Origin of the sequence: Rhodococcoides fascians A25f (genome assembly GCF_000760935.2) — a bacterium.
In the GTDB taxonomy this organism is placed as follows: domain Bacteria; phylum Actinomycetota; class Actinomycetes; order Mycobacteriales; family Mycobacteriaceae; genus Rhodococcoides.
Window position 1 is genome coordinate 2,107,582 of the sequence record NZ_CP049744.1, and the last position, 22,804, is coordinate 2,130,385.

The 22,804-nt window shown below is 61.4% G+C and carries 18 protein-coding genes and 3 rRNA genes; 17 read left to right on the plus strand and 4 right to left on the minus strand.

Going from position 1 to position 22,804, the window contains the following annotated elements; translation table 11 throughout:
• Window positions 1-39: 39 nt before the first annotated feature.
• The 10 genes from BH93_RS10070 to BH93_RS10120 all read left to right on the plus strand — a co-directional run bounded on the left by BH93_RS10070 (window position 40) and on the right by BH93_RS10120 (window position 8,434).
• Window positions 40-471: a hypothetical protein gene (locus BH93_RS10070; protein WP_052065953.1), complete on the plus strand. Its 432-nt coding sequence runs from the start codon at window positions 40-42 to the stop codon at window positions 469-471.
• A gap of 441 nt (window positions 472-912) precedes the next feature.
• Window positions 913-1,638, plus strand: a complete 726-nt coding sequence (atpB, locus tag BH93_RS10080) for a F0F1 ATP synthase subunit A (protein ID WP_032378887.1) — start codon at window positions 913-915, stop codon at window positions 1,636-1,638.
• Window positions 1,639-1,716: 78 nt separating this feature from the next.
• Window positions 1,717-1,956: an ATP synthase F0 subunit C gene (locus BH93_RS10085; RefSeq protein ID WP_008715092.1), complete on the plus strand. Its 240-nt coding sequence runs from the start codon at window positions 1,717-1,719 to the stop codon at window positions 1,954-1,956.
• A 7-nt stretch (window positions 1,957-1,963) separates the two neighbouring features.
• On the plus strand, window positions 1,964-2,533 hold the full coding sequence (locus BH93_RS10090; protein WP_032378886.1) for a F0F1 ATP synthase subunit B: 570 nt from the start codon (window positions 1,964-1,966) through the stop codon (window positions 2,531-2,533).
• 8 nt (window positions 2,534-2,541) lie between these two features.
• Window positions 2,542-3,369 carry a F0F1 ATP synthase subunit delta gene (locus tag BH93_RS10095; RefSeq protein ID WP_032378885.1) on the plus strand — a complete coding sequence of 276 codons (828 nt, stop codon included), beginning with the start codon at window positions 2,542-2,544 and terminating at the stop codon, window positions 3,367-3,369.
• Between the two features lie 88 nt (window positions 3,370-3,457).
• Window positions 3,458-5,101 carry a F0F1 ATP synthase subunit alpha gene (gene atpA / locus BH93_RS10100; RefSeq protein WP_032378884.1) on the plus strand — a complete coding sequence of 548 codons (1,644 nt, stop codon included), beginning with the start codon at window positions 3,458-3,460 and terminating at the stop codon, window positions 5,099-5,101.
• A gap of 52 nt (window positions 5,102-5,153) precedes the next feature.
• A complete protein-coding gene (locus BH93_RS10105) occupies window positions 5,154-6,125 on the plus strand; it encodes a F0F1 ATP synthase subunit gamma (RefSeq protein ID WP_037177714.1) in 972 nt (323 codons plus the stop codon).
• A gap of 3 nt (window positions 6,126-6,128) precedes the next feature.
• The gene (gene atpD, locus BH93_RS10110; protein WP_027497899.1) at window positions 6,129-7,577 is read left to right on the plus strand and encodes a F0F1 ATP synthase subunit beta; all 1,449 of its coding nucleotides are present in this window, start codon (window positions 6,129-6,131) and stop codon (window positions 7,575-7,577) included.
• A gap of 30 nt (window positions 7,578-7,607) precedes the next feature.
• Window positions 7,608-7,967, plus strand: coding sequence for a F0F1 ATP synthase subunit epsilon (locus tag BH93_RS10115; RefSeq protein WP_032378882.1), 360 nt, complete (start codon window positions 7,608-7,610; stop codon window positions 7,965-7,967).
• A 29-nt stretch (window positions 7,968-7,996) separates the two neighbouring features.
• A complete protein-coding gene (locus BH93_RS10120) occupies window positions 7,997-8,434 on the plus strand; it encodes a DUF2550 domain-containing protein (RefSeq protein ID WP_037177716.1) in 438 nt (145 codons plus the stop codon).
• On the opposite strand, the gene BH93_RS10125 is transcribed toward BH93_RS10120, so the two are convergent.
• The gene (locus BH93_RS10125; RefSeq protein WP_037177718.1) at window positions 8,435-9,037 is read right to left on the minus strand and encodes a cob(I)yrinic acid a,c-diamide adenosyltransferase; all 603 of its coding nucleotides are present in this window, start codon (window positions 9,035-9,037) and stop codon (window positions 8,435-8,437) included.
• Window positions 9,038-9,091: 54 nt separating this feature from the next.
• Here BH93_RS10125 and murA point away from each other — a divergent pair, with 54 nt between their 5' ends.
• On the plus strand, window positions 9,092-10,345 hold the full coding sequence (gene murA, locus BH93_RS10130) for a UDP-N-acetylglucosamine 1-carboxyvinyltransferase (RefSeq protein ID WP_032379489.1): 1,254 nt from the start codon (window positions 9,092-9,094) through the stop codon (window positions 10,343-10,345).
• Here the strand turns inward: murA and pdxR are convergent.
• Entirely contained in the window at window positions 10,338-11,741 is a 1,404-nt protein-coding gene (gene pdxR / locus BH93_RS10135; RefSeq protein ID WP_242459176.1) for a MocR-like pyridoxine biosynthesis transcription factor PdxR, read from the minus strand. The two genes, murA and pdxR, sit on opposite strands and share 8 nt — an antisense overlap.
• Window positions 11,742-11,833: 92 nt before the next feature.
• On the opposite strand from pdxR, the gene BH93_RS10140 reads away from it, so the two are divergent.
• The 4 genes from BH93_RS10140 to rrf all read left to right on the plus strand — a co-directional run bounded on the left by BH93_RS10140 (window position 11,834) and on the right by rrf (window position 18,356).
• Entirely contained in the window at window positions 11,834-12,517 is a 684-nt protein-coding gene (locus BH93_RS10140) for a pyridoxamine 5'-phosphate oxidase family protein (RefSeq protein WP_037177722.1), read from the plus strand.
• Window positions 12,518-13,072: 555 nt separating this feature from the next.
• Window positions 13,073-14,588, plus strand: a 16S ribosomal RNA gene (locus BH93_RS10145).
• Window positions 14,589-14,936: 348 nt separating this feature from the next.
• Window positions 14,937-18,090: ribosomal RNA gene (locus BH93_RS10150) — 23S ribosomal RNA — on the plus strand.
• Between the two features lie 149 nt (window positions 18,091-18,239).
• Window positions 18,240-18,356: ribosomal RNA gene (gene rrf, locus BH93_RS10155) — 5S ribosomal RNA — on the plus strand.
• The 16S, 23S and 5S rRNA genes sit together here, the layout of an rRNA operon.
• Window positions 18,357-19,127: 771 nt before the next feature.
• Here rrf and BH93_RS10160 read toward each other — a convergent pair.
• Complete coding sequence (locus BH93_RS10160) at window positions 19,128-20,717, minus strand: adenylate/guanylate cyclase domain-containing protein (protein WP_037177761.1); 1,590 nt, start codon at window positions 20,715-20,717, stop codon at window positions 19,128-19,130.
• Window positions 20,718-20,759: 42 nt separating this feature from the next.
• On the opposite strand from BH93_RS10160, the gene nucS reads away from it, so the two are divergent.
• Both nucS and BH93_RS27925 read left to right on the plus strand, forming a co-directional pair.
• Window positions 20,760-21,431, plus strand: a complete 672-nt coding sequence (gene nucS, locus BH93_RS10165) for an endonuclease NucS (protein WP_037177141.1) — start codon at window positions 20,760-20,762, stop codon at window positions 21,429-21,431.
• A 41-nt stretch (window positions 21,432-21,472) separates the two neighbouring features.
• Complete coding sequence (locus BH93_RS27925) at window positions 21,473-21,790, plus strand: hypothetical protein (RefSeq protein ID WP_032375952.1); 318 nt, start codon at window positions 21,473-21,475, stop codon at window positions 21,788-21,790.
• Between the two features lie 28 nt (window positions 21,791-21,818).
• Here BH93_RS27925 and BH93_RS10170 read toward each other — a convergent pair whose 3' ends face one another.
• On the minus strand, window positions 21,819-22,769 hold the full coding sequence (locus BH93_RS10170; RefSeq protein ID WP_032375953.1) for a hypothetical protein: 951 nt from the start codon (window positions 22,767-22,769) through the stop codon (window positions 21,819-21,821).
• Window positions 22,770-22,804 lie beyond the last annotated feature (35 nt).

A 22,804-nucleotide genomic window follows, 5' to 3' on the forward strand; every position in this document is an offset into this window, starting at 1 on the left:
CGGCTACTCTCGACAACTGTGACCTTCACTCCGCAGTCCATGCCCGATCAATTCGCGCCGCTTCGCGCCGCCGTCCGATACGGACTGATCGGCCTGGTGGTGCTGACGGTGGTGAGCGTCGGGATCTCGGTGGCTGCGGCCGGCACGCCCGGCCTGTGGGGATCATTGATCGGAGTGGCCATCGGCGGGGGTTTTGTCATCACGACGGCGCTGTCGGTTGCTCTCACCACACGTTTTCCGGCCTCGGCCGTCGGGGCGCTGTTGCTCGGTGGCTGGCTGGTCAAGATGGTCATCGCGCTGATTGTGCTGGTCGCGCTCAAGGATGCCGAGTTCTACAACCGCTACTCGTTGGGGCTGACGATCCTGGGGGCGCTGGTGGTCGTGCTCGGGGCCGAGGTATTCGGGGTCGTCAAGACCAAAGTCGCCTACGTCGACAGTGTTCCCGCCGCCGACCACACCGACAACCGGTAGTACGACAAGCTGTCGTAATCGGTTAAGCTGAGGCCCGCCTACACAACGTCGTAGTTCTGTTGATAAAGTTTGCATCAAGCGGTGGGCAAGACCGGGACAAAAGAGACTTTTTCCCCGGACTGGACCCCCGCAGGTAGCAGTCAGCGTGAGCTTCCTTACAGTAGGCCCGGAGTCACCGACTTCGGCAACGTAAGGTTCCGCCCTGAGAGTTGCCGAGTCGACGTGAGTCGCCGACACCCGACAGACGCTTGGCCGATGAAGACCGGGCCTCAGCCTCTGACGATTGCGAGCCGATTTTCGTCGACTTGATAGATCGTCATTGTCCGATCGAACCGCAGTCGTCACCCGGCTGCGGCCCGAACACGGGAGAGACCGCTGAGCGTCACCAACCTGGCTGCGGAGTTCCATCCGCCGTCACTATCCGATTTCTTTCCTCCCGCGGTGCTGTTCGAGGGAACCCCGTTCGAGCTCGACCGACTGATGCTCATCCGCATCCTGATGTCGGCGCTGCTGATCGTGTTCATGCTGATCGCTCTGCGCAGCCCCAAGATCGTGCCTCGTGGAATTCAGAACGTTGCCGAGATCGCTCTCGACTTCGTTCGGATCCACGTCGCGGAGGACGTGCTCGGCAAGGAACAGGGACGTCGCTTCCTGCCCGTCATCATGACGATCTTCTTCACGGTGCTGGCGGTGAACGCCAGTGCGGTCATTCCGTTCCTGAACATCTCGTCCAACGCCAGGATCGGCCTGCCCATCGTGCTGGCCGCGGTCGCGTACATCGCGTTCGTCTACGCCGGTGTGAAGAAGTTCGGCGTCGGCAAGTTCGTCAAGGGCACGATCGTCATCCCCGGCATCCCGCCGGCCATGCACGTGCTGCTGATTCCGCTCGAGTTCATCTCGAACTTCGTGCTCCGCCCGTTCACGCTGACCGTGCGTCTGCTGGCCAATATGCTCGCCGGCCACATCATGCTCGTGCTGTTCTTCAGCGCCACGCAGTTCTTCCTCTTCGAGGCCTCCGCTGGCCTGAAGATCTTCGCCGCACCCTCGCTCATCATGGGCTTCTTGTTCACGATGTTCGAGATGCTGGTGATCTTCCTGCAGGCGTACATCTTCGCGCTGCTGACGGCGATCTACATCGATCTGTCGCTGCACGCCGACTCGCACTGACCGACCAACAGACCGAACTAGCTACACCGCCACCTCCGACACCCGGATGTGGACCGAAGAAAGGGAACGGAAAACCGAATGAGCCTTGAAGTTCTGGCCCAGGCGCAGGAAATCACCGCCAGCGGATACGGCGCCATCGGCTACGGCCTCGCAGCGATCGGTGGTGGCATCGGCCTCGGCCTGGTCGTCGCCAAGAACATGGAAGCCACCGCTCGCCAGCCCGAGCTGGCCGGTCAGCTCCGTACGACGATGTTCCTCGGCATTGCATTCACCGAGTCCCTCGCCCTGATCGGCCTCGTCGCCGGCTTCATTCTCTGAGAGCGCGATGACAAACGCGATAACGCTGCTCGCAGCAGGGGCTGAAGGGGAGGAATCCCCGAACCCACTGTTGCCCGCAACATACGACATCGTTTGGTCGATCGTCTGTGTCGTGATCATCGGCTTCCTGTTCTGGAAGTACGTCGTACCGCGTTTCCAGACGGTCCTCGCCGAGCGTTCCGAGCTCATCGAAGGCGGAATCAAGAAGGCCGAGCAGGCGCAGGCCGAGGCCAAGGCTGCTCTCGAGCAGTACCACGCTCAGCTGGCCGACGCACGTTCCGAGGCCGCGCAGATCCGCGAGGAAGCGCGTACCCAGGGGCAGGCCATTCTTGCCGAGATGAAGGAAAAGGCGCAGGAGGAAAGCGACCGGATCGTGGCCGCAGGCCACAATCAGCTCGTTGCTCAGCGTCAGCAGATCGTCACCGAACTTCGTGGAGATCTGGGACGCACGGCCGTCGAACTCGCGGAGAAGGTCATCGGAGAGCAGCTGTCCGACGACGCGAAGCGTTCCAGTTCGATCGATCGCTTCCTCAACGAGCTGGATTCCGTCACCGCGGACTCCGCATCCGGAAAGTGAGTCGAACCATGTACGCAACTTCTCGTGAGTCACTCGCCCGTACGCGGTCGGTTGCCCACGAAGCTCTGGGGTCCGCGTCGGATGGCGAGGCAACAGCTGTCGCTGCTCAGACCGGTGCCGAGTTGTTCGCCGTCGTCGAGACTCTCGACGCGCAGCGCACGTTGCGTACCGCTCTTGCCGACTCGTCGGTCGAGGGCGTTCGGCGAAGCGATCTGGCCGGAGAGGTCTTCTCCGGCCAGGTGTCGAGTGCAACGGCAACGATCGTCAAGGCCGCTGCCGGCGAAAGTTGGTCCAACGCCCGCGACCTGCTGAACTCTCTGGTCGAGCTGGGACGCGAAGCTCTGCTCCGCGCTGCGGCCGATCAGGATCAGCTGGACACGGTCGAGGACGAGTTGTTCCGACTGGGACGCATCGTGGCCGGCAACCCGCAGCTCGAGCAGGCCCTGTCGGATCGCTCGAAGCCGTCGCAGGCCAAGCGCGAACTGCTCGGTCGTCTGCTGTACGGCAAGGTCACGGCAGTCACCGAGGCGCTCGCAGTTCAGGCTGTGACGCGTCCCCGCAAGGCGGCCCCCGCGGACGTGCTGAACGGACTGGCAGATCTGGCCGCCGAACAGCGTGACCGTGCGGTTGCACACGTACGCAGCGCAGCCCCACTGAGCGACAGTCAGCTCGAGAAGCTGACCGCAACCTTGACCCGCACGTACGGCAAGCAGGTCACGGTGCACGTAGAGGTCGATACCGAACTGCTCAGCGGACTTGTCGTTCGTATCGGCGACGAGGTCATCGACGGTAGCGGGGCAGGCCGCCTCGCTGCATTGCGAAAGACGCTCAAATAGTCCGACACGGACACAGTAACGAGACGAATCGCCTCGGCATTCGAGGCTTTTCATACCGCGATCATTCGAAGGAAGAGCAGGAAACACTATGGCGGAGCTGACGATCTCCTCCGACGAGATCCGTAGCGCGATCGATAACTTCACCGCGAGCTACTCACCGGAGTCTTCCCGCGAGGAGGTCGGCACGGTTACGGACACGAGCGACGGAATCGCTCACGTGTCCGGATTGCCGTCGGCGATGTCCAACGAACTCCTGGAATTCCCCGGCGGAGTCCTCGGTGTCGCGCTGAACCTGGATGCCACCGAAATCGGTGCCGTCATCCTCGGTGACTACGAGCACATCGAAGAAGGCCAGGAAGTCAAGCGCACCGGAGACGTGCTGTCGGTCCCCGTGGGCGACGGCTACCTCGGCCGCGTCGTGGACCCCCTGGGCAAGCCCATCGACGGCCTCGGCGACATCGAGTCCTCCGAGACCCGCGCCCTCGAGCTGCAGGCTGCCTCGGTGCTCGAGCGTCAGCCCGTCGAGGAGCCGCTGCAGACCGGCATCAAGGCCATCGACGCCATGACCCCGATCGGCCGTGGCCAGCGCCAGCTCATCATCGGCGACCGCAAGACCGGCAAGACGGCCGTCTGCATCGACGCGATCCTGAACCAGAAGGCCAACTGGGAGAGCGGCGACGAGAAGAAGCAGGTTCGCTGCATCTACGTCGCCATCGGCCAGAAGGGCTCCACGATCGCAGGCGTCAAGGCTGCGCTCGAAGAGCAGGGCGCACTCGAATACACAACCATCGTCGCGGCCCCCGCGTCCGATTCGGCCGGCTTCAAGTGGCTCGCTCCGTACACCGGCTCGGCCATCGGCCAGCACTGGATGTACCAGGGCAAGCACGTCCTCATCGTGTTCGACGATCTGACCAAGCAGGCCGAGGCATACCGCGCCATCTCACTGCTGCTGCGTCGTCCGCCGGGCCGCGAGGCATACCCCGGTGACGTCTTCTACTTGCACTCCCGTCTGCTGGAGCGCTCGGCAAAGCTGTCCGACGAGCTCGGTGGCGGATCGTTGACGGCTCTGCCGATCATCGAGACCAAGGCCAACGACGTCTCGGCGTACATCCCGACCAACGTCATCTCCATCACCGACGGCCAGGTCTTCCTGGAGTCGGACCTCTTCAACAAGGGTGTCCGTCCCGCTATCAACGTGGGTATCTCGGTTTCCCGAGTCGGCGGTGCTGCGCAGACCAAGGGCATGAAGAAGGTCTCCGGATCCCTTCGCCTCGAGCTCGCTCAGTTCCGTGAGCTCGAAGCCTTCTCCGCGTTCGCTTCCGACCTCGATGCGGCCTCCAAGGCTCAGCTCGAGCGCGGCGCTCGCCTGGTGGAGCTGCTCAAGCAGGATCAGTACGCACCGGTCGCCGTCGAGGATCAGATCGTGTCGATCTGGCTCGCCGGACAGGGCACGTACGACTCCGTCCCGGTCGGCGACGTTCGCCGCTTCGAGACCGAGCTGCTCGAGGATCTGCACCGCAACGCCAGCGGCGTCTACGACAGCATTGCCGGTGGCAAGGCTCTCGACGACGACAACCAGAAGGCACTGACCGAAGCGACCGAGAAGTTCAAGGCCGGCTTCGTGGACTCGGACGGCAACCGCGTCGTCAACGAGGCCGAGGCAGACACTCTGAATGCCGACGAGGTCAGCCAGGAGCAGGTCAACGTCACCCGCAAGACAGTCAGCAAGTAGGCCGGCGATGACAGGTGACAAGACGAGCACAGAAGGGAGCGTGAACAGCTAGATGGCAAGCATTCTCGAGCTTCGCTCCCGCATCAAGTCGGTCAACTCGACGAAGAAGATCACCAAAGCACAAGAGTTGATCGCAACATCGCGAATCACCAAGGCGCAGGCCCGCGTTGCCGCATCGAAGCCGTACGCGGAAGAGATCACCAAGGTGCTCTCCGCATTGGCCAGTGCATCGAGTTCGCTCGATCACCCGTTGCTCAACGAGCGACCCGAGCCCAAGCGTGCCGCAGTTCTGGTCGTGACCAGTGACCGCGGTATGTGCGGTGGCTACAACTCCAACGTCCTCAAGGAAGCGGAGGAGCTGTTCCAGCTCCTCCGCTCCGAGGGCAAGGATCCGGTCATCTACGTGCTCGGCGCAAAAGGCCTGGGCTACTACACATTCCGCGAGCGGGACGTGAAGGGTGCCTGGACCGGCTTCTCCCAGGAACCCGGCTACGCCGACGCGGCGAAGGCCAGTAAGCATCTGGTCGAGCTGTTCATGGCGGGCTCGGGCACCGAGGTCGACGCTCCCAACGGCGAAGGCACCGTCGAGGGCGTGGACGAGTTGCACATCGTCTACACCCGCTTCGTGTCGATGCTGACGCAGAAGCCCGAGGTTCGCCGGATGGCACCACTCGAAATCTCGTACACAGACGAGGAATTCGAGATGGGTGCGGACGCATTGACCGACTCGCCGACCGCAGATGTGCAGGCACAGTACGAGTTCGAGCCGGAGGCAGGCACTCTGCTCTCGGCGCTGCTGCCCAAGTACATCAGCACCAGGATCTACGCGTCGTTGCTCGATGCAGCAGCGTCGGAGTCCGCGGCGCGTCGTACCGCCATGAAGGCAGCGACGGACAACGCGAACGAATTGGTCGAGACCCTGAGCCGTCAGGCCAACCAGGCTCGGCAGGCCCAGATCACCCAGGAAATCAGCGAAATCGTCGGTGGCGCCAACGCGTTGGCCGACAGCGCAGGAAGTGACTAAGCAATGACCGCAGCAGTAGCCCAAGAGAACGCGAGCGGAGCGGACACTCAGTCCGGCCGTGTCGTTCGGGTCATCGGCCCCGTTGTGGACGTCGAGTTCCCGCGCGGCTCGATTCCCGCACTGTTCAACGCCCTCAACGCAGAGATCACTCTGCCGACCGTGGCCAAGACCCTGACGCTCGAGGTGGCACAGCACCTCGGCGACAACTTGGTTCGCACCATTTCGATGCAGCCGACCGACGGCCTCGTCCGCGGCACCGCTGTCGTCGACTCGGGCAAGCCGATCTCGGTTCCCGTCGGCGACGTCGTCAAGGGCCACGTCTTCAACGCCCTCGGTGACTGCTTGGACACCCCCGGACTCGGCCGCGACGGCGAGCAGTGGGGCATCCACCGCAAGCCCCCAGCCTTCGACCAGCTCGAGGGCAAGACCGAGATCCTCGAGACCGGTATCAAGGTCATCGACCTTCTCACCCCGTACGTCAAGGGCGGCAAGATCGGACTGTTCGGTGGTGCCGGTGTTGGCAAGACCGTGCTGATCCAGGAAATGATCACCCGTATCGCACGTGAGTTCTCGGGCACCTCGGTGTTCGCAGGCGTCGGCGAGCGCACTCGTGAGGGCACCGACCTTCACCTCGAGATGGAAGAGATGGGCGTCCTCCAGGACACCGCCCTCGTCTTCGGCCAGATGGACGAGCCGCCGGGCACGCGTATGCGCGTCGCTCTGTCTGCACTGACCATGGCGGAGTACTTCCGCGATGTGCAGGGCCAGGACGTGTTGCTCTTCATCGACAACATCTTCCGGTTCACGCAGGCAGGTTCGGAGGTGTCGACCCTTCTCGGTCGTATGCCCTCGGCCGTGGGCTACCAGCCCACGCTGGCGGACGAGATGGGTGAGCTCCAGGAGCGCATCACCTCGACCCGCGGACGCTCGATCACCTCGCTGCAGGCGATCTACGTTCCCGCCGACGACTACACCGACCCGGCACCGGCAACGACGTTCGCGCACCTCGATGCGACGACCGAGCTCTCGCGTCCGATCTCGCAGATGGGTATCTACCCCGCTGTGGACCCGCTGAGCTCCACCTCCCGCATCCTCGAGCCCGGCATCGTCGGTGCGGAGCACTTCCGCGTCGCCAACGAGGTCAAGCGGATTCTGCAGAAGTACAAGGAACTGCAGGACATCATCGCCATCCTCGGTATGGACGAGCTTCAGGAAGAGGACAAGGTTCTGGTCGGTCGCGCACGCCGCCTCCAGAAGTTCCTCGGCCAGAACTTCATCGTCGCCGAGAAGTTCACCGGTGAGGCCGGTTCGGTCGTGTCGCTCTCCGACACCATCGAGGCGTTCGACAAGGTCACCAAGGGTGAGTACGACCACCTTCCCGAGCAGGCCTTCAACAGCTGTGGCGGTCTCGACGATGTCGAGGCAGCCGCGAAGAAGATGGCCGGAAAGTAGACCGACGTGACTTCTTCCGAGAAGAGCGGCATGGAGGTCTCTCTGGTCGCTGTGGAGCAGAAACTCTGGTCCGGCACCGCGACCATCGTCAGTGCTCAGACCACCGAAGGTGAAATCGGCATCATGGCCGGCCACGAGCCTGTCCTCGGCCAGTTGGTCGAGGCGGGCACGGTGTCGATCACGACGACCGACGGCGAAAAGATCATCGCCGCCGTCCACGGTGGATTTCTGTCGGTGACGGGCAAGACGGTGACCGTGCTGGCGGAGTCGGCTGATTTCGCCGACGACATCGATGTGGAAGCGGCACGGTCCGTAGTGGCAGAGAACGGCGACGACCTCGAGGCCATTGCGGTGGCCAAGGGACGTATCCGCGCTGTCGAGCGGTCCTAGGTTCACGAGAAGCCGCGACGAGACCTGCGATGCACACCGGACTGATTGCTCTGATCATTCTGGTTGTGCTGCTCGCAGGGCTCGTCGCGGCTTTTGCGTATCGTCTGATGGTTCTTCGCCGCGGAGGTACGGCGGCGATCATGCGGGTGCTCCCGTCCGATGGTGGTAGCGGATGGCGCCACGGCATCATTCGGTACGGCGACAACACTCTGGTGTTCTTCAAGCTGTCGAGTCTGCGCCCGGGACCTGATCACCGTCTGGGCAGACAAGATATTCACGTGGGTGATCGGCGTGCACCGCAGGACACCGAGTTCGACATCATGACTCCGGACATCGCTGTTCTGGAATTGACGGACAGCGGCAAGAATTTCGAGATCGCGCTCGACAGAAGCGCTTTGACCGCATTTCTGTCCTGGGTCGAATCCCGACCGTCCGGCCGCTCGCGTCGCAGACGGCCGGCGGCGTGATCAGCTCTCGTCGGTAGCAGGTTCGCTGGTCGTCCGACTCGACCCCGGTACCCACTGAACGTCGCCCTCGGGATTGGCGTACCGACTCAGAATGAACAACAGGTCCGAGAGCCGATTGAGGTATTTCGCCGGGAGCGCGCTGGTCGACTCCGGGCTTGCCTGCACTGCAGCCCATGCCGATCGTTCAGCGCGTCGGGCCACTGTTCGCGACACGTGGAGCAGTGCGCCCAATGGTGTTCCGCCCGGCAGGATGAACGACGTCAACGCGGGCAATTCGTCGTTGAATTCGTCGCACCAGGCCTCGAGGCGGTCGACATAACTCTGATCGATCCTCAACGGTGGATATTCCGGATCGTCGACGACGGGCGTCGAGAGGTCGGCCCCGGCGTCGAACAGGTCGCTCTGGATGGTTCGGATCACCGCATGCACAGATTCGGACGGGTTGCCCAGTGCCAGAACCACTCCGAGGCTCGCGTTGGTCTCGTCGCAGTCTGCGTACGCAATCAGGCGTTCGTCGTTCTTGGAGACCCGGGAAAAGTCACTCAGTCCAGTGGTCCCGTCGTCGCCGGTTCTGGTGTAAATGCGGGTGAGATGGACGGCCATGCCGGCTACGGTACCGCGCGGGTGTCGGTCGGTGCCGCTGGCTACGCTGTCGAAGTGAGCGAACGTTTCTTGGTCAACGGTGGTAACCGCCTCGTCGGTGAGGTGGCGGTCGGCGGCGCGAAGAACAGCGTCCTCAAACTGATGGCGGCCGCGCTGCTTGCCGAAGGCACCAGCACGATCACCAATTGCCCCGACATCCTGGATGTGCCGTTGATGGCAGAGGTGCTGCGTGGGCTCGGCTGTGAGGTCGACCTCGAGGGTTCGGTCGTTCACATCACCACCCCGGCCATGCCCAAGTATCACGCCGATTTTGCTGCCGTTCGTCAATTCCGAGCATCGGTGTGCGTGTTGGGCCCGCTGGTGGCGCGATGTAAAAGGGCTGTCGTAGCCCTGCCGGGTGGTGACGCCATCGGTTCACGACCCCTCGACATGCACCAGTCCGGCCTGCAGCTGCTGGGAGCACGCAGCGAAATTCAGCACGGATGCGTCGTCGCCGAAGCCGATGAGTTGCGCGGCGCGAATATCCGGTTGGCTTTCCCGTCCGTAGGAGCGACCGAGAACATCTTGATGGCGGCAGTGCTCGCCACCGGTGAGACCGTGATCGACAACGCGGCACGCGAACCGGACATCGTCGATGTGTGCAACATGCTCAACGAGATGGGGGCCGACGTCCGGGGTGCCGGCACGTCGACGCTCACCATTCGCGGAGTCAGCGCGCTGAAGCCGACCACTCATCGGGTCATCGGCGATCGGATCGTGGCTGCTACGTGGGGGATTGCCGCTGCCATGACGCGAGGGGATGTCCGCGTGCGGGGCGTCAACCCCAAGCACCTGTCACTCGTGTTGGACAAGCTGCGGTCTGCCGGTGCCGAGGTGACCAGCGAGCCGGACGGCTTTCGCGTCGTCCAGCGCGAACGGCCACGAGCGGTGAACTTCGCGACGTTGCCGTACCCCGGGTTTCCCACGGATCTACAACCGATGGCAATCGGGCTTGCGACCGTCGCCGACGGGACGTCGATGATCACCGAGAACGTGTTCGAGGCGCGCTTCCGGTTCGTCGAGGAAATGATCCGACTGGGCGCTGACGCTCGTACCGATGGCCACCATGCTGTGGTGCGCGGTGTGCCGCAGCTGTCCAGTGCACCGGTGTGGTCGTCCGACATTCGGGCCGGGGCCGGGCTGGTGCTTGCCGGTCTGGTAGCCGATGGAACGACCGAGGTGCACGACGTTTACCACATCGACAGGGGCTATCCACGATTCGTGGAAAATCTGACTGCTCTCGGAGGGAGCATCGAGCGGGTCAGCTGACCAGTCTCTTGTCGAGGGCGTTGACCAGCACACGCAGCGCCCGATCGAATCGATCGTCCGCCACCGAGCCGTAGCCGACGACGATCCCACCCTCGGTGGTCGGCGACCGCGTCGAGTGCTCGAGGGTGGGCAGGTCGACCCCGTTCGCTGCGCAGTCGGCCGCGACGTCGCGCGCCACCTCGGTGTCGAGCACGAGAACTGTATGCAGCCCGGCACCGACACCCCGAAGCTCGCCGAATCGAGAGAGCGCGGCGGCCACGACGCGGTCACGTGCCCGATAGATCCGACGGGCGGTGCGTACGGATCGGTCCCATTCGCCGTCGCGTAACAGTGAGCTCATGGCGTGCTGGATGGGCACCGATGGGTAGTCGCCGATTGCGCGACGTGTTTCGGTGATGCGCTCGACCATCGACGGGGGAGCCACCATCCATCCGAGTCGCACGCCGGCGCCCAACGTCTTCGATACGGTTCCCAAGTAGACGGCGCGGTCCGGAACGAGCTCGGTGACTGTAGGCAAAGGCGCTATGCCGTAACGGAATTCGGAATCGTAGTCGTCTTCGATGATGGTCGATCCGGTGCTCCGTGCCCAGTCCGCCAGTGCGCGCCTGCGACCGATGGGCATGAGCCCGCCGGTGGGGTATTGGTGTGAGGGGGTGACGTAAACGGCAGGGGCCCTCGGAGGTACAGATTCGAGTTCTTCGACCACTAGGCCCTCACGGTCGACGGAGACATCGTGAACGGACCACCCGCGATGCGTCGCGAGGGCGGCGGCAGATCGGTATCCCGGATTCTCCAGTGCAAGAACATGTTCGACACCTACGTTCGCTGAGAGGGCACCCAGTGCAAGGTCGAGGCCGTGAATGCTTCCCGTGGTCACGACGATCGAATCCGCGCCGGTGTGCAGTCCGCGTGCACGGCCCAGCAGATCCGCGATGCGTGTTCTCAGGTCGAGCAAACCGGCCGGATCGGGGTAGTCGCCGGGCGGGGGCGACGCGCCCACATCTCGCCAGGCCCGCTTCCACGCTTCGGACGCACGAGGAGGAGTCCACGGTATTCCGGGTCGGAGTGAAATGTGCTGAGCAACCGGTGGGTCTTCTTGTGCTCGGCGCGGGCTTCGGCGTGATCTGACGGCATGCGGAACATCTCGGACGTAATTGCCGGATCCGCGACGTGCATCGAGCCAACCTTCGGCCACGAGCTGCTCGTACGCCTTCTCCACCACTGCGCGAGCCAAGCCCACTTCGGCGGAAAGCGCTCTGGTACTGGGCAATCGGGCGCCCGGCCCAAGCTCGCCGCGATCGATGGCCGCGCGGATACCGTCGGCTACCTGAACGGGCAACGTACGACGGTCGGCGCGATCGACCGTGATCGACAGCGAATTCGGCGGCAATGTCATCGTGCGTCACCTGCCCAGGGAGATAAGTGGCCTAGCAAAGTCACTATCTATTGGACCATGACAGTGAGCCAACCGAGCGGAATCCTGTAATCATGACAACCGACGACGCACTCCTGTCCCCGACGCACAGAACCACGGTGATCCGTGGTCGGCAGCGCGCTCGAGCTGAGCGATCGGCACTGCTGGACGTTCTCAGCTCGGCTCGGCTCTGCCATCTGGGAGTGGTGGTGGACAGCGTGCCGCGTGTGCTTCCGACCGTGTTCGGCGTGGATCCGGACGGCCCGGACAGGGCCGGAACTCTGTACCTGCACGGCTCGGTGGCCTCTCGCAGCCTGATCGAGGCTTCGGCGCAGGACATCTGCGTGACGGTCACCGTCGTCGACGGGTTGGTTCTGGCTCGATCTGCGTTCCACCACTCGATGAACTATCGAAGTGCGGTCGTGGTTGGGCGGCCGCGTCGAGTGGAGGACGAGCAGGAGCGAATCCGCGCTTTGGACGCAATAGTCGATCAGGTCGTTCCCGGTAGAAGTGCACACCTGCGTGCGCATACGAAAAAAGAACTCGCAGCGACCAGCGTGCTGGCGCTTCCGCTGTACGAGGCCTCGGTGAAGGCACGTGCCGGCGGACCGGTCGACGACGACTCCGACATTGCAGCCGGGGGAGTGTGGGCGGGTGTCGTTCCCATCGGTGAAAGCGTCGGGCGTGCAGTACGTGCCGAAGACGTGGAACCACTCCTTGCGCTGCCCGATCATGTCTTCGCGTTGTGTCGGCCCTGAAACCCGCATTACCGGTATTTCCTGCAAATATGGTGGGCGTCACACGGCAAGGTATGGCGGCCGTAACGAGCAGGGTGGAGCGCGCATGGGCTCGGACCTGCACAGATGTCCGCAACACCTCGATCCACCAGCCGATTTGCACGCGTGGGGTTGGTGGCGTAACTTTTGTCGAGTCAGAGCGACGGACACCGACCCGGTCTTCACGGACAGGGATACGAGGTTGGACGTGTGGCTCGGCAGGTTTCATCCCCCAAGAGTCGGGCCTTGTGTCCGAGACCAAGCTGGGATAGGCTGGAACAGTTGCCCTTGAGGCCTTCGGACTGTGTGTTCGTGGGGTTCGAGTGTGTGCGTGTTCTTTGAGAACTCAACAGTGTGTCGATGAATGTCAGTGCCGAATTTTTGTTTGGTGAAAGCATTCGATGTATCAATTATCCGCTTGTGGTGGTTGTTGTCGGGTGTTGTTTGAAAATGCTAGTTGAGTTTATTTGCTAGTGATTTGACTTGATGTCTTTGACTGATTCGCAGCCTCTTCGGGGGTTATTGTTTCGCAGGTCTTTTACGGAGAGTTTGATCCTGGCTCAGGACGAACGCTGGCGGCGTGCTTAACACATGCAAGTCGAGCGGTAAGGCCTTTCGGGGTACACGAGCGGCGAACGGGTGAGTAACACGTGGGTGATCTGCCCTGCACTCTGGGATAAGCTTGGGAAACTGGGTCTAATACCGGATATGACCACAGCATGCATGTGTTGTGGTGGAAAGATTTATCGGTGCAGGATGGGCCCGCGGCCTATCAGCTTGTTGGTGGGGTAATGGCCTACCAAGGCGACGACGGGTAGCCGACCTGAGAGGGTGACCGGCCACACTGGGACTGAGACACGGCCCAGACTCCTACGGGAGGCAGCAGTGGGGAATATTGCACAATGGGCGGAAGCCTGATGCAGCGACGCCGCGTGAGGGATGAAGGCCTTCGGGTTGTAAACCTCTTTCAGCAGGGACGAAGCGTGAGTGACGGTACCTGCAGAAGAAGCACCGGCTAACTACGTGCCAGCAGCCGCGGTAATACGTAGGGTGCGAGCGTTGTCCGGAATTACTGGGCGTAAAGAGTTCGTAGGCGGTTTGTCGCGTCGTTTGTGAAAACCCGGGGCTCAACTTCGGGCTTGCAGGCGATACGGGCAGACTTGAGTGTTTCAGGGGAGACTGGAATTCCTGGTGTAGCGGTGAAATGCGCAGATATCAGGAGGAACACCGGTGGCGAAGGCGGGTCTCTGGGAAACAACTGACGCTGAGGAACGAAAGCGTGGGTAGCAAACAGGATTAGATACCCTGGTAGTCCACGCCGTAAACGGTGGGCGCTAGGTGTGGGTTCCTTCCACGGGATCTGTGCCGTAGCTAACGCATTAAGCGCCCCGCCTGGGGAGTACGGCCGCAAGGCTAAAACTCAAAGGAATTGACGGGGGCCCGCACAAGCGGCGGAGCATGTGGATTAATTCGATGCAACGCGAAGAACCTTACCTGGGTTTGACATACACCGGAAAACCGTAGAGATACGGTCCCCCTTGTGGTCGGTGTACAGGTGGTGCATGGCTGTCGTCAGCTCGTGTCGTGAGATGTTGGGTTAAGTCCCGCAACGAGCGCAACCCTTGTCTTATGTTGCCAGCGCGTTATGGCGGGGACTCGTAAGAGACTGCCGGGGTCAACTCGGAGGAAGGTGGGGACGACGTCAAGTCATCATGCCCCTTATGTCCAGGGCTTCACACATGCTACAATGGCCAGTACAGAGGGCTGCGAGACCGTGAGGTGGAGCGAATCCCTTAAAGCTGGTCTCAGTTCGGATCGGGGTCTGCAACTCGACCCCGTGAAGTCGGAGTCGCTAGTAATCGCAGATCAGCAACGCTGCGGTGAATACGTTCCCGGGCCTTGTACACACCGCCCGTCACGTCATGAAAGTCGGTAACACCCGAAGCCGGTGGCCTAACCCTTGTGGAGGGAGCCGTCGAAGGTGGGATCGGCGATTGGGACGAAGTCGTAACAAGGTAGCCGTACCGGAAGGTGCGGCTGGATCACCTCCTTTCTAAGGAGCCTCTTCTCGCTCGGACCGCTACACAGGTAGCGGGGGAGTGAGACAGAAACCGTTTCGGATGCATACGTCATCCGGCGGTGCTCACGGGTGGAACACTGACAATCAGATCCTGTAGAACGCGAAACCATGTTTCGCCGGCAGGGACTATATCGATGCACTGTTGGGTCCTGAGAGAACACGCGAGTGTTTCTTTCTAGGCAAGACATATACAGGCTTTCACGGTTGTTCATACCGGGTTGTTGCTGCGAGTTCGCTTGTGGTGGTGACTGTTTGGTGGCGGCGTTGACGTGAGGGTGTGTGTGTTGTTTGAGAATTGCACAGTGGACGCGAGCATCTTTGTTGTAAGTAATGAAGAGCGTACGGTGGATGCCTTGGCACCAGGAGCCGATGAAGGACGTAGGAGGCTGCGATAAGCCTCGGGGAGCTGTCAACCGAGCTGTGATCCGAGGGTGTCCGAATGGGGAAACCCAGCACGAGTGATGTCGTGTTACCTGCACCTGAATATATAGGGTGTGTGGAGGGAACGTGGGGAAGTGAAACATCTCAGTACCCACAGGAAGAGAAAACAATAGTGATTCCGTGAGTAGTGGCGAGCGAAAGCGGATGAGGCCAAACTTTGTGCGTGTGATACCCGGCAGGGGTTGCGTATGGAGGGTTGTGGGGTTTGCATTGTCGATTCTGCCGGATCGGCCGACAGTGAGAAATTGTGGTGTTAGTCGAAGTGGTCTGGAACGGCCTGTCGTAGAGGGTGAGAGTCCCGTAGACGAAAACATTGCAACTGTCGTTGTGGATACCCAAGTAGCAGCGGGCCCGTGAAATCTGCTGTGAATCTGTCGGGACCACCCGATAAGCCTGAATACTCCCTGGTGACCGATAGCGGACTAGTACCGTGAGGGAAAGGTGAAAAGTACCCCGGGAGGGGAGTGAAATAGTACCTGAAACCGTGCGCTTACAATCCGTCAAAGCTGGTGAACAGTTTACTGTTGCTGGTGATGGCGTGCCTTTTGAAGAATGAGCCTGCGAGTTAGTGGCATGTCGCGAGGTTAACCCGTGTGGGGTAGCCGTAGCGAAAGCGAGTCCGAATAGGGCGTATCCACGTTAGTGGTGTAGTGGCGTGTTCTAGACCCGAAGCGGAGTGATCTACCCATGGCCAGGTTGAAGCGACGGTAAGACGTCGTGGAGGACCGAACCCACTTAGGTTGAAAACTGAGGGGATGAGTTGTGGGTAGGGGTGAAAGGCCAATCAAACTCCGTGATAGCTGGTTCTCCCCGAAATGCATTTAGGTGCAGCGTCACGTGTTTCTCACCGGAGGTAGAGCTACTGGATGGTCTAGGGGGCCTACAAGCTTACCGAAATCAGCCAAACTCCGAATGCCGGTGAGTGAGAGCGTGGCAGTGAGACTGCGGGCGATAAGGTTCGTAGTCGAGAGGGAAACAGCCCAGATCGCCAGCTAAGGTCCCTAAGCGTGTACTAAGTGGAAAAGGATGTGGGGTCGCGAAGACAACCAGGAGGTTGGCTTAGAAGCAGCCACCCTTGAAAGAGTGCGTAATAGCTCACTGGTCAAGTGATCCTGCGCCGACAATGTAGCGGGGCTCAAGTACACCACCGAAGCTGCGGCACTCACACAATAGCCCGCTGAATCCTTGCGAGGGTTCAGCCAGGTGTGTGGGTGGGTAGGGGAGCGTCGTGCAGCCATGGAAGCATCGGAGTGATCCAGGTGTGGAGGCTGCGCGAGTGAGAATGCAGGCATGAGTAGCGAAAGACGAGTGAGAAACTCGTCCGCCGAATGACCAAGGGTTCCTGGGCCAGGTTAATCCGCCCAGGGTGAGTCGGGACCTAAGACGAGGCCGACAGGCGTAGCCGATGGACAACGGGTTGATATTCCCGTACCCGTGTAACCGCGCCCATGGTGAATCAGTGATACTAACCACCCTGAATCCACGTTACCGATCTCTTTCGAGAGTGAGGGGTGTGGTGGATGCGTGGGACCTGATCTGGTAGTAGCCAAGCGATGGGGTGACGCAGGAAGGTAGCTGGGCCAGTCAGTGGTTGTACTGGTGTAAGCCTGTAGGGCGAACGGTAGGCAAATCCGCCGTTCACACAGCCTGAGAGGTGATGCGTAGCCGATTGAGGCGAATTCAGTGATCCTATGCTGCCGAGAAAAGCCTCTAGTGAGTTGTTACACGGCCCGTACCCCAAACCGACACAGGTGGTCAGGTAGAGAATACTAAGGCGATCGAGATAACTATGGTTAAGGAACTCGGCAAAATGCCCCCGTAACTTCGGGAGAAGGGGGGCCCCTGCCGGTGATGGAACTTGCTTCCTGAGCTGGTGTGGGCCGCAGAGACCAGTGAGAAGCGACTGTTTACTAAAAACACAGGTCCGTGCGAAGTCGTAAGACGATGTATACGGACTGACGCCTGCCCGGTGCTGGAAGGTTAAGAGGACCGGTTAGCCAGCAATGGCGAAGCTGAGAATTTAAGCCCCAGTAAACGGCGGTGGTAACTATAACCATCCTAAGGTAGCGAAATTCCTTGTCGGGTAAGTTCCGACCTGCACGAATGGCGTAACGACTTCTCAGCTGTCTCAACCATAGACTCGGCGAAATTGCATTACGAGTAAAGATGCTCGTTACGCGCGGCAGGACGAAAAGACCCCGGGACCTTCACTACAGCTTGGTATTGGTGTTCGGTTCGGTTTGTGTAGGATAGGTGGGAGACTGTGAAGCGGTGACGCCAGTTACTGTGGAGTCGTTGTTGAAATACCACTCTGATCGTATTGGATACCTCAACCTCGGACCATGATCTGGTTCAGGGACAGTGCCTGGTGGGTAGTTTAACTGGGGCGGTTGCCTCCTAAAATGTAACGGAGGCGCCCAAAGGTTCCCTCAGCCTGGTTGGCAATCAGGTGTCGAGTGCAAGTGCACAAGGGAGCTTGACTGTGAGACTGACAAGTCGAGCAGGGACGAAAGTCGGGACTAGTGATCCGGCACCGGCAAGTGGAAGCGGTGTCGCTCAACGGATAAAAGGTACCCCGGGGATAACAGGCTGATCTTCCCCAAGAGTCCATATCGACGGGATGGTTTGGCACCTCGATGTCGGCTCGTCGCATCCTGGGGCTGGAGTAGGTCCCAAGGGTTGGGCTGTTCGCCCATTAAAGCGGCACGCGAGCTGGGTTTAGAACGTCGTGAGACAGTTCGGTCTCTATCCGCCGCGCGCGTAAGAAACTTGAGGAAGGCTGTCCCTAGTACGAGAGGACCGGGACGGACGAACCTCTGGTGTGCCAGTTGTTCCACCAGGAGCACCGCTGGTTGGCTACGTTCGGAAGGGATAACCGCTGAAAGCATCTAAGCGGGAAGCCTGTTCCAAGATGAGGTTTCTCACCCCCTCGAGGGGGTAAGGCCCCCGGCAGACCACCGGGTTGATAGGCCAGAACTGGAAGTACAGCAATGTATGCAGGTGACTGGTACTAATAGGCCGAGGACTTACCACGAAGAAGCTACGCGTCCACTGTGCAATATCTGAAACAACACACGTTTCAGGATGTACCCACAATTGAATGAACCAACATCGTTCACCGAACCGCGATCAGTGGACATCAGTGACGACCGTTGTGTTCCGTGTGTAACTGTTTCGCAGAGTTACGGCGGCCATAGCGGAGGGGAAACGCCCGGTCCCATTCCGAACCCGGAAGCTAAGCCCTCCAGCGCCGATGGTACTGCACTCGACAGGGTGTGGGAGAGTAGGACACCGCCGAACACAACTTGAATCAGACAACCCCCGACCATCACGGTCGGGGGTTGTCTGCATTCGAAACCACCTACTGTCACAACAGTATTCGTGGCCTTGCCCGTCGTCGGTATTCCTGAATTCCAGGGCTCCGACATCTGCACCGCAGGTCCCATCATTGCGATGCGGCCGCGCGTCTCGCCCCCACCCGGGTCGCACACGCGAGCGCACTCGCCAGACGCGAGCAGAACAGCGACACCAGACTGCGCGCACCTGACAAACGCACGCGCATTCGCATAATCCAGAGGTGTCAGCACCGCTGGTTGCCTCCAATAGTGCCGGCCGCCGACCTTTTACTGTCACCTCCCTCGCACACGCAAGCGCATTTCCCGTAGACAAAGGGAATCGGCGATGCCCAGCCGGGTCGGCCGGCTGACTTGTCGGTGCCAACCCTGGTCACAAACGCGTGCGCGTTTGCGAGACGCGAGCAGAACAGCGTCACCAGACTGCGCGCACCTGACAAATGCGCGCGCGTTTGCGGGCCGCCGAACCGGACTGAACCCCAACAAGTCGAGTCCTGCTATCGAAGCGTGGCGATCGAGGTTCGCGGGCTTACGCAACACCTGGATTCTGCAGACGCGCTCGCCTTGGCGAGGCGCGCGCAGAATCGTCAGCGATTTCGTGAGCGTTCGACAAACGCGAGCGCGTTTGCGAGGGGGACCGGGCAAAAGACGGCCGAGTCGTCAGTGATGAAAACGGCAGGGACGCAGGGCACTACACCTACTGAGCCCAACGATCGGGTCAGGCGCGAACGGCTTCGGGCTGATCCTCCGCGACCTTGACGTCCTTCGGATTTGCGAGAACTGTTTCCGCAGACCGTCCGCGAAGGGTGACTGCATCACCGAATTCCCAACGATGTGCTTCCTCGTCAGCAGCGCCGTCGACGGCAGTCTTGGACGCGAGGATGGCTCCGGGCGAATTCTTTGCCAGTTCGGAGAGACGAGCGGCTTCGTTCACCGGGTCTCCGATAACGGTGTACTCGAATCTGGACTTTGCACCGACGTTGCCGGCAACCGCCCGTCCGGCAGCGACGCCGACAGCGGCGCTGCATTCGGGCACTTCCACCAACAACCGTCGAGCAATTGCCCGTGCTGCAGCCAGTGCCGAGCCGCAGTGGTCGGAAATTTCGTTCGGGGCCCCGAAGATAGCGAGCGCTGCGTCTCCCTCGAACTTGTTGATGAAGCCGCCGTGCTCGTCCACCTCGTCGACCACGACTGCGAAGAATCGGTTGAGTAGGTCCACGACCTCGGTAGGGGGCCGGGATGCCGCCAGCTCCGTCGATCCCACGAGGTCGATGAAGAACACTGCGATATCGCGTTCTTGGCCGCCGAGTTCGCTCTCGGACTGCAACGCCTTCTCGGCAACTTCGTGTCCGACGTGTCTGCCGAACAGATCACGGATCTTCTCTCGATCGCGCACACCGTCGGCCATGCGGTTGAAGCCACTCTGCAGCTCGCCGAGTTCGGTGCCGTCGTACACCGCAAGGCGGACGTCCATGTTGCCCTTCTCCACCTCGGCCATACCCGCACGCACGTTGTTGATGGGGGATGTGGTCGCGAAGCCGCCCAGCACGGTCAACGCGAGTCCGAACACGATGGTGATGCCACCCAACGCGAGGATGGAGATGGCCAACTGAGTCGATGTGGTTTCGGGGTTGATGAAGCGGAAGATCGCGATGATCATCAAGCCGCTGACCGGGACGCCCGTTCCCAGTAGCCACGACAGGATGGAGCGGCCCATGACGCCTGCAATACGAATTCGTCGAGGATCACCGGCTTCGAGGGCCCGAGCGGCAGCGGGACGAAGCGCAAACTCACTGAGTAGGTAGCTGAACGCACAGACGACGGTGCCACCTGCGGCGATGGTGAACGCAACCTTGGGAATCGACGCCGAGTCGATGATCCCGTCGATCGTGGGGAGCAGCAGCAAGGCTCCGATCCAGAGCAGAATCTGGATTCGCGTCAGTCGCCAGGGCATTGCGAGTGTCGCGACCTGCTCCTCGCGGCTGGGTTGACGGTCTTCGATTGCCCACCGCAAGCTTCGCAGTGCGTGCGTGGTGCCCCAGACGGCACCGACGACGAATGCCACGAACACGTAGACCGGTACGACGATGTAGTTGACCCACCAGTACTTGCTCGGATCGAGCACGTTCGGTCCCGGCACGACAACGCTGATCAACACACCGACGATGACGGCGCCGATCAGGTTCGACAGGATGAGGAAGACCGTCAACAACAGCTGGATGCGAACCCGTCGTCGGCGCGGGGACTCGGAGGTGTCGCCGAGCAGTCGGGAACCCAGGGGAGCGGCAGATCGTCTCAATTGCGGCATGGTCGTCACAGACTAACGGGGAGCCTGCCTTATGGTGGTCGAGTGCGTTTAGTTATTGCTCGTTGCCAAGTCGACTACGTCGGCCGTCTCACCGCACACCTTCCGTCGGCTCGCCGTCTGTTGCTCGTGAAGTCCGACGGATCGGTCAGCGTGCATGCGGACGACCGCGCGTACAAGCCGCTCAACTGGATGTCTCCGCCGTGTTGGATGGTCGAGACCACCGAAGACGAGACGATCAAATGGGTCGTCACCAACAAGGCGGGCGAAGAACTTCGGATCACCATCGACGACGTCGAGCTCGACTCGAGTCACGAGCTGGGCATAGACCCAGGTTTGGTGAAAGACGGTGTGGAGGCCCATCTTCAGGAGTTGTTGGCCGAGCACGTCAGCACCTTGGGGGACGGATACACCCTCGTCCGACGCGAATACATGACGGCTATCGGACCGGTGGATCTGCTGTGCCGCAACGCTGATGGCGGAACAGTGGCCGTCGAGATCAAGCGACGTGGTGAGATCGACGGCGTCGAGCAGTTGACCCGGTACCTGGAGCTTCTCAATCGTGATCCGCTGCTGGCCCCGGTGAGCGGAGTCTTCGCTGCCCAGGTCATCAAGCCGCAGGCGAAGACGCTGGCCACCGACCGCGGCATTCGTTGTCTCACACTCGACTACGACGTCCTACGGGGAACCGACAGCACCGAGTTCCGTCTTTTCTGACGACTGTCGGCACGAATCGGCCTGTTCTCTACACTGGACGGGTGCCCCGTCGTAACCAACCCCGCCGACCGAATCGGAGCGGCCCGAGTGATCTCGGTCCGGCAACCGACTCGGTACTGGGTGGCAACCGGGTCGAGGTCGGTCCGGATGGAGACACATACACGACGCGGATGATCCCGGGTGCCAAGGCGGTCAAGACGTATCGCTGTCCCGGCTGCGATCACGAGGTGCGGCCGGGCGTCGCGCATATCGTCGCGTGGCCGTCGGACGATTTCGGGGGCGCGGACAACCGTAGACATTGGCACACCGGATGTTGGAGCGGCCGAAACACGCGAGGCCTCACCCGCAGGTGGTCGTAGCGGGGGAGGCCCAGCGTGTATTGCGAAGTCAGGACGCCGAGTCGGCCGATTCCTTCTCGTCCTCGGCCTTCGCGGCTGCCTTCTCTTCTTCCTTCTTGAGGATTGCCGTCGGGTCGGGATTGTCGAGCAGTTCGCTCTCGCGGTTGACCGAGGCGAGCATGGCCGGAACCGAATCGAGCTGTCCACGGATTCCGAGCAGCTGGGCGAGTACGCGGCTGCGCAGCACACGCAACTCCTCGGCCAGTTCCTTGGAGTGGGCGATCCGCCGTTCGGCTTGTTCGCTGGCGGATTGAAGCCGTCGAGCAGCCTCGGTGGTTGCCTCCTCGATGCGGCGGGCAGCATCGGCCTTGCTCGACGCTTCGAGTTCTTCGAGCGCGGTCAGCACCTTGGTGCGGCGCTCGGCCATCGTGATCTCGAAATCTTCCTGAACCTTGGCGCGCTTGGCCTCGGACTCGGCGGCCAGCTTGTCGCGCTCGGCCTGCGCGGCCTCGACCACCCGGGCCGCCTCGGTGCGCGCCTGCGCCATGGTCTGCTGGTGCTCGGTCTCGAGCGCCGTCCGGCGCTCTTCGAGTTCGGCCACCAGTGACTCATGCCGTCCTCGCAGTCGCGCACTCTCTTGCTGCGCAACCGAAATCATTTCCTCGGACTCCGAGTGCGCCTTGGCGCGTACCTCGGATGCCTCGTCCGAGGCCAACCTCAGCATGCGCGAGATGCGATCACTCATACCCTCCGCTGTGGTGGGAGGAACCGACAGGCGATCGATGTCCTTGCGCAGTTCGTCGATCTCGTCACGCGCGTCGTCGAGTTGCTTGGCCAGATCACGAGCCTGGGCTGCGGCCGCATCACGATCAGCGGTCGTCAGCCGGAGCTCGGCGTCGAACCGCTCGAAGTAGTTGGTGACTTCGTCGCGATCGAACCCCTTCCGGACGATGGAAAAGGGAAGTTGCACCGTGGAAGTGCGCTCATGATCGATGGCCATGGCCGTCAATTTACCGGTGAGTCAAGTAGAGAGCC

Bases quoted from the DNA above. Each gene is read 5' to 3' on its own strand.
- BH93_RS10105 (WP_037177714.1), top strand. From the start codon at position 5,154: ATGGCAAGCATTCTCGAGCTTCGCTCCCGCATCAAGTCGGTCAACTCG.
- BH93_RS10095 (WP_032378885.1), top strand. From the start codon at position 2,542: ATGTACGCAACTTCTCGTGAGTCACTCGCCCGTACGCGGTCGGTTGCC.
- BH93_RS10085 (WP_008715092.1), top strand. From the start codon at position 1,717: ATGAGCCTTGAAGTTCTGGCCCAGGCGCAGGAAATCACCGCCAGCGGA.
- BH93_RS10125 (WP_037177718.1), bottom strand. From the start codon at position 9,037: ATGGCCGTCCATCTCACCCGCATTTACACCAGAACCGGCGACGACGGG.
- BH93_RS10115 (WP_032378882.1), top strand. From the start codon at position 7,608: ATGGAGGTCTCTCTGGTCGCTGTGGAGCAGAAACTCTGGTCCGGCACC.
- atpD (WP_027497899.1), top strand. From the start codon at position 6,129: ATGACCGCAGCAGTAGCCCAAGAGAACGCGAGCGGAGCGGACACTCAG.
- BH93_RS10090 (WP_032378886.1), top strand. From the start codon at position 1,964: ATGACAAACGCGATAACGCTGCTCGCAGCAGGGGCTGAAGGGGAGGAA.
- BH93_RS10160 (WP_037177761.1), bottom strand. From the start codon at position 20,717: ATGCCGCAATTGAGACGATCTGCCGCTCCCCTGGGTTCCCGACTGCTC.
- atpA (WP_032378884.1), top strand. From the start codon at position 3,458: ATGGCGGAGCTGACGATCTCCTCCGACGAGATCCGTAGCGCGATCGAT.
- pdxR (WP_242459176.1), bottom strand. From the start codon at position 11,741: ATGACATTGCCGCCGAATTCGCTGTCGATCACGGTCGATCGCGCCGAC.
- BH93_RS10140 (WP_037177722.1), top strand. From the start codon at position 11,834: ATGACAACCGACGACGCACTCCTGTCCCCGACGCACAGAACCACGGTG.
- BH93_RS10120 (WP_037177716.1), top strand. From the start codon at position 7,997: ATGCACACCGGACTGATTGCTCTGATCATTCTGGTTGTGCTGCTCGCA.
- BH93_RS10170 (WP_032375953.1), bottom strand. From the start codon at position 22,769: ATGGCCATCGATCATGAGCGCACTTCCACGGTGCAACTTCCCTTTTCC.
- BH93_RS10070 (WP_052065953.1), top strand. From the start codon at position 40: ATGCCCGATCAATTCGCGCCGCTTCGCGCCGCCGTCCGATACGGACTG.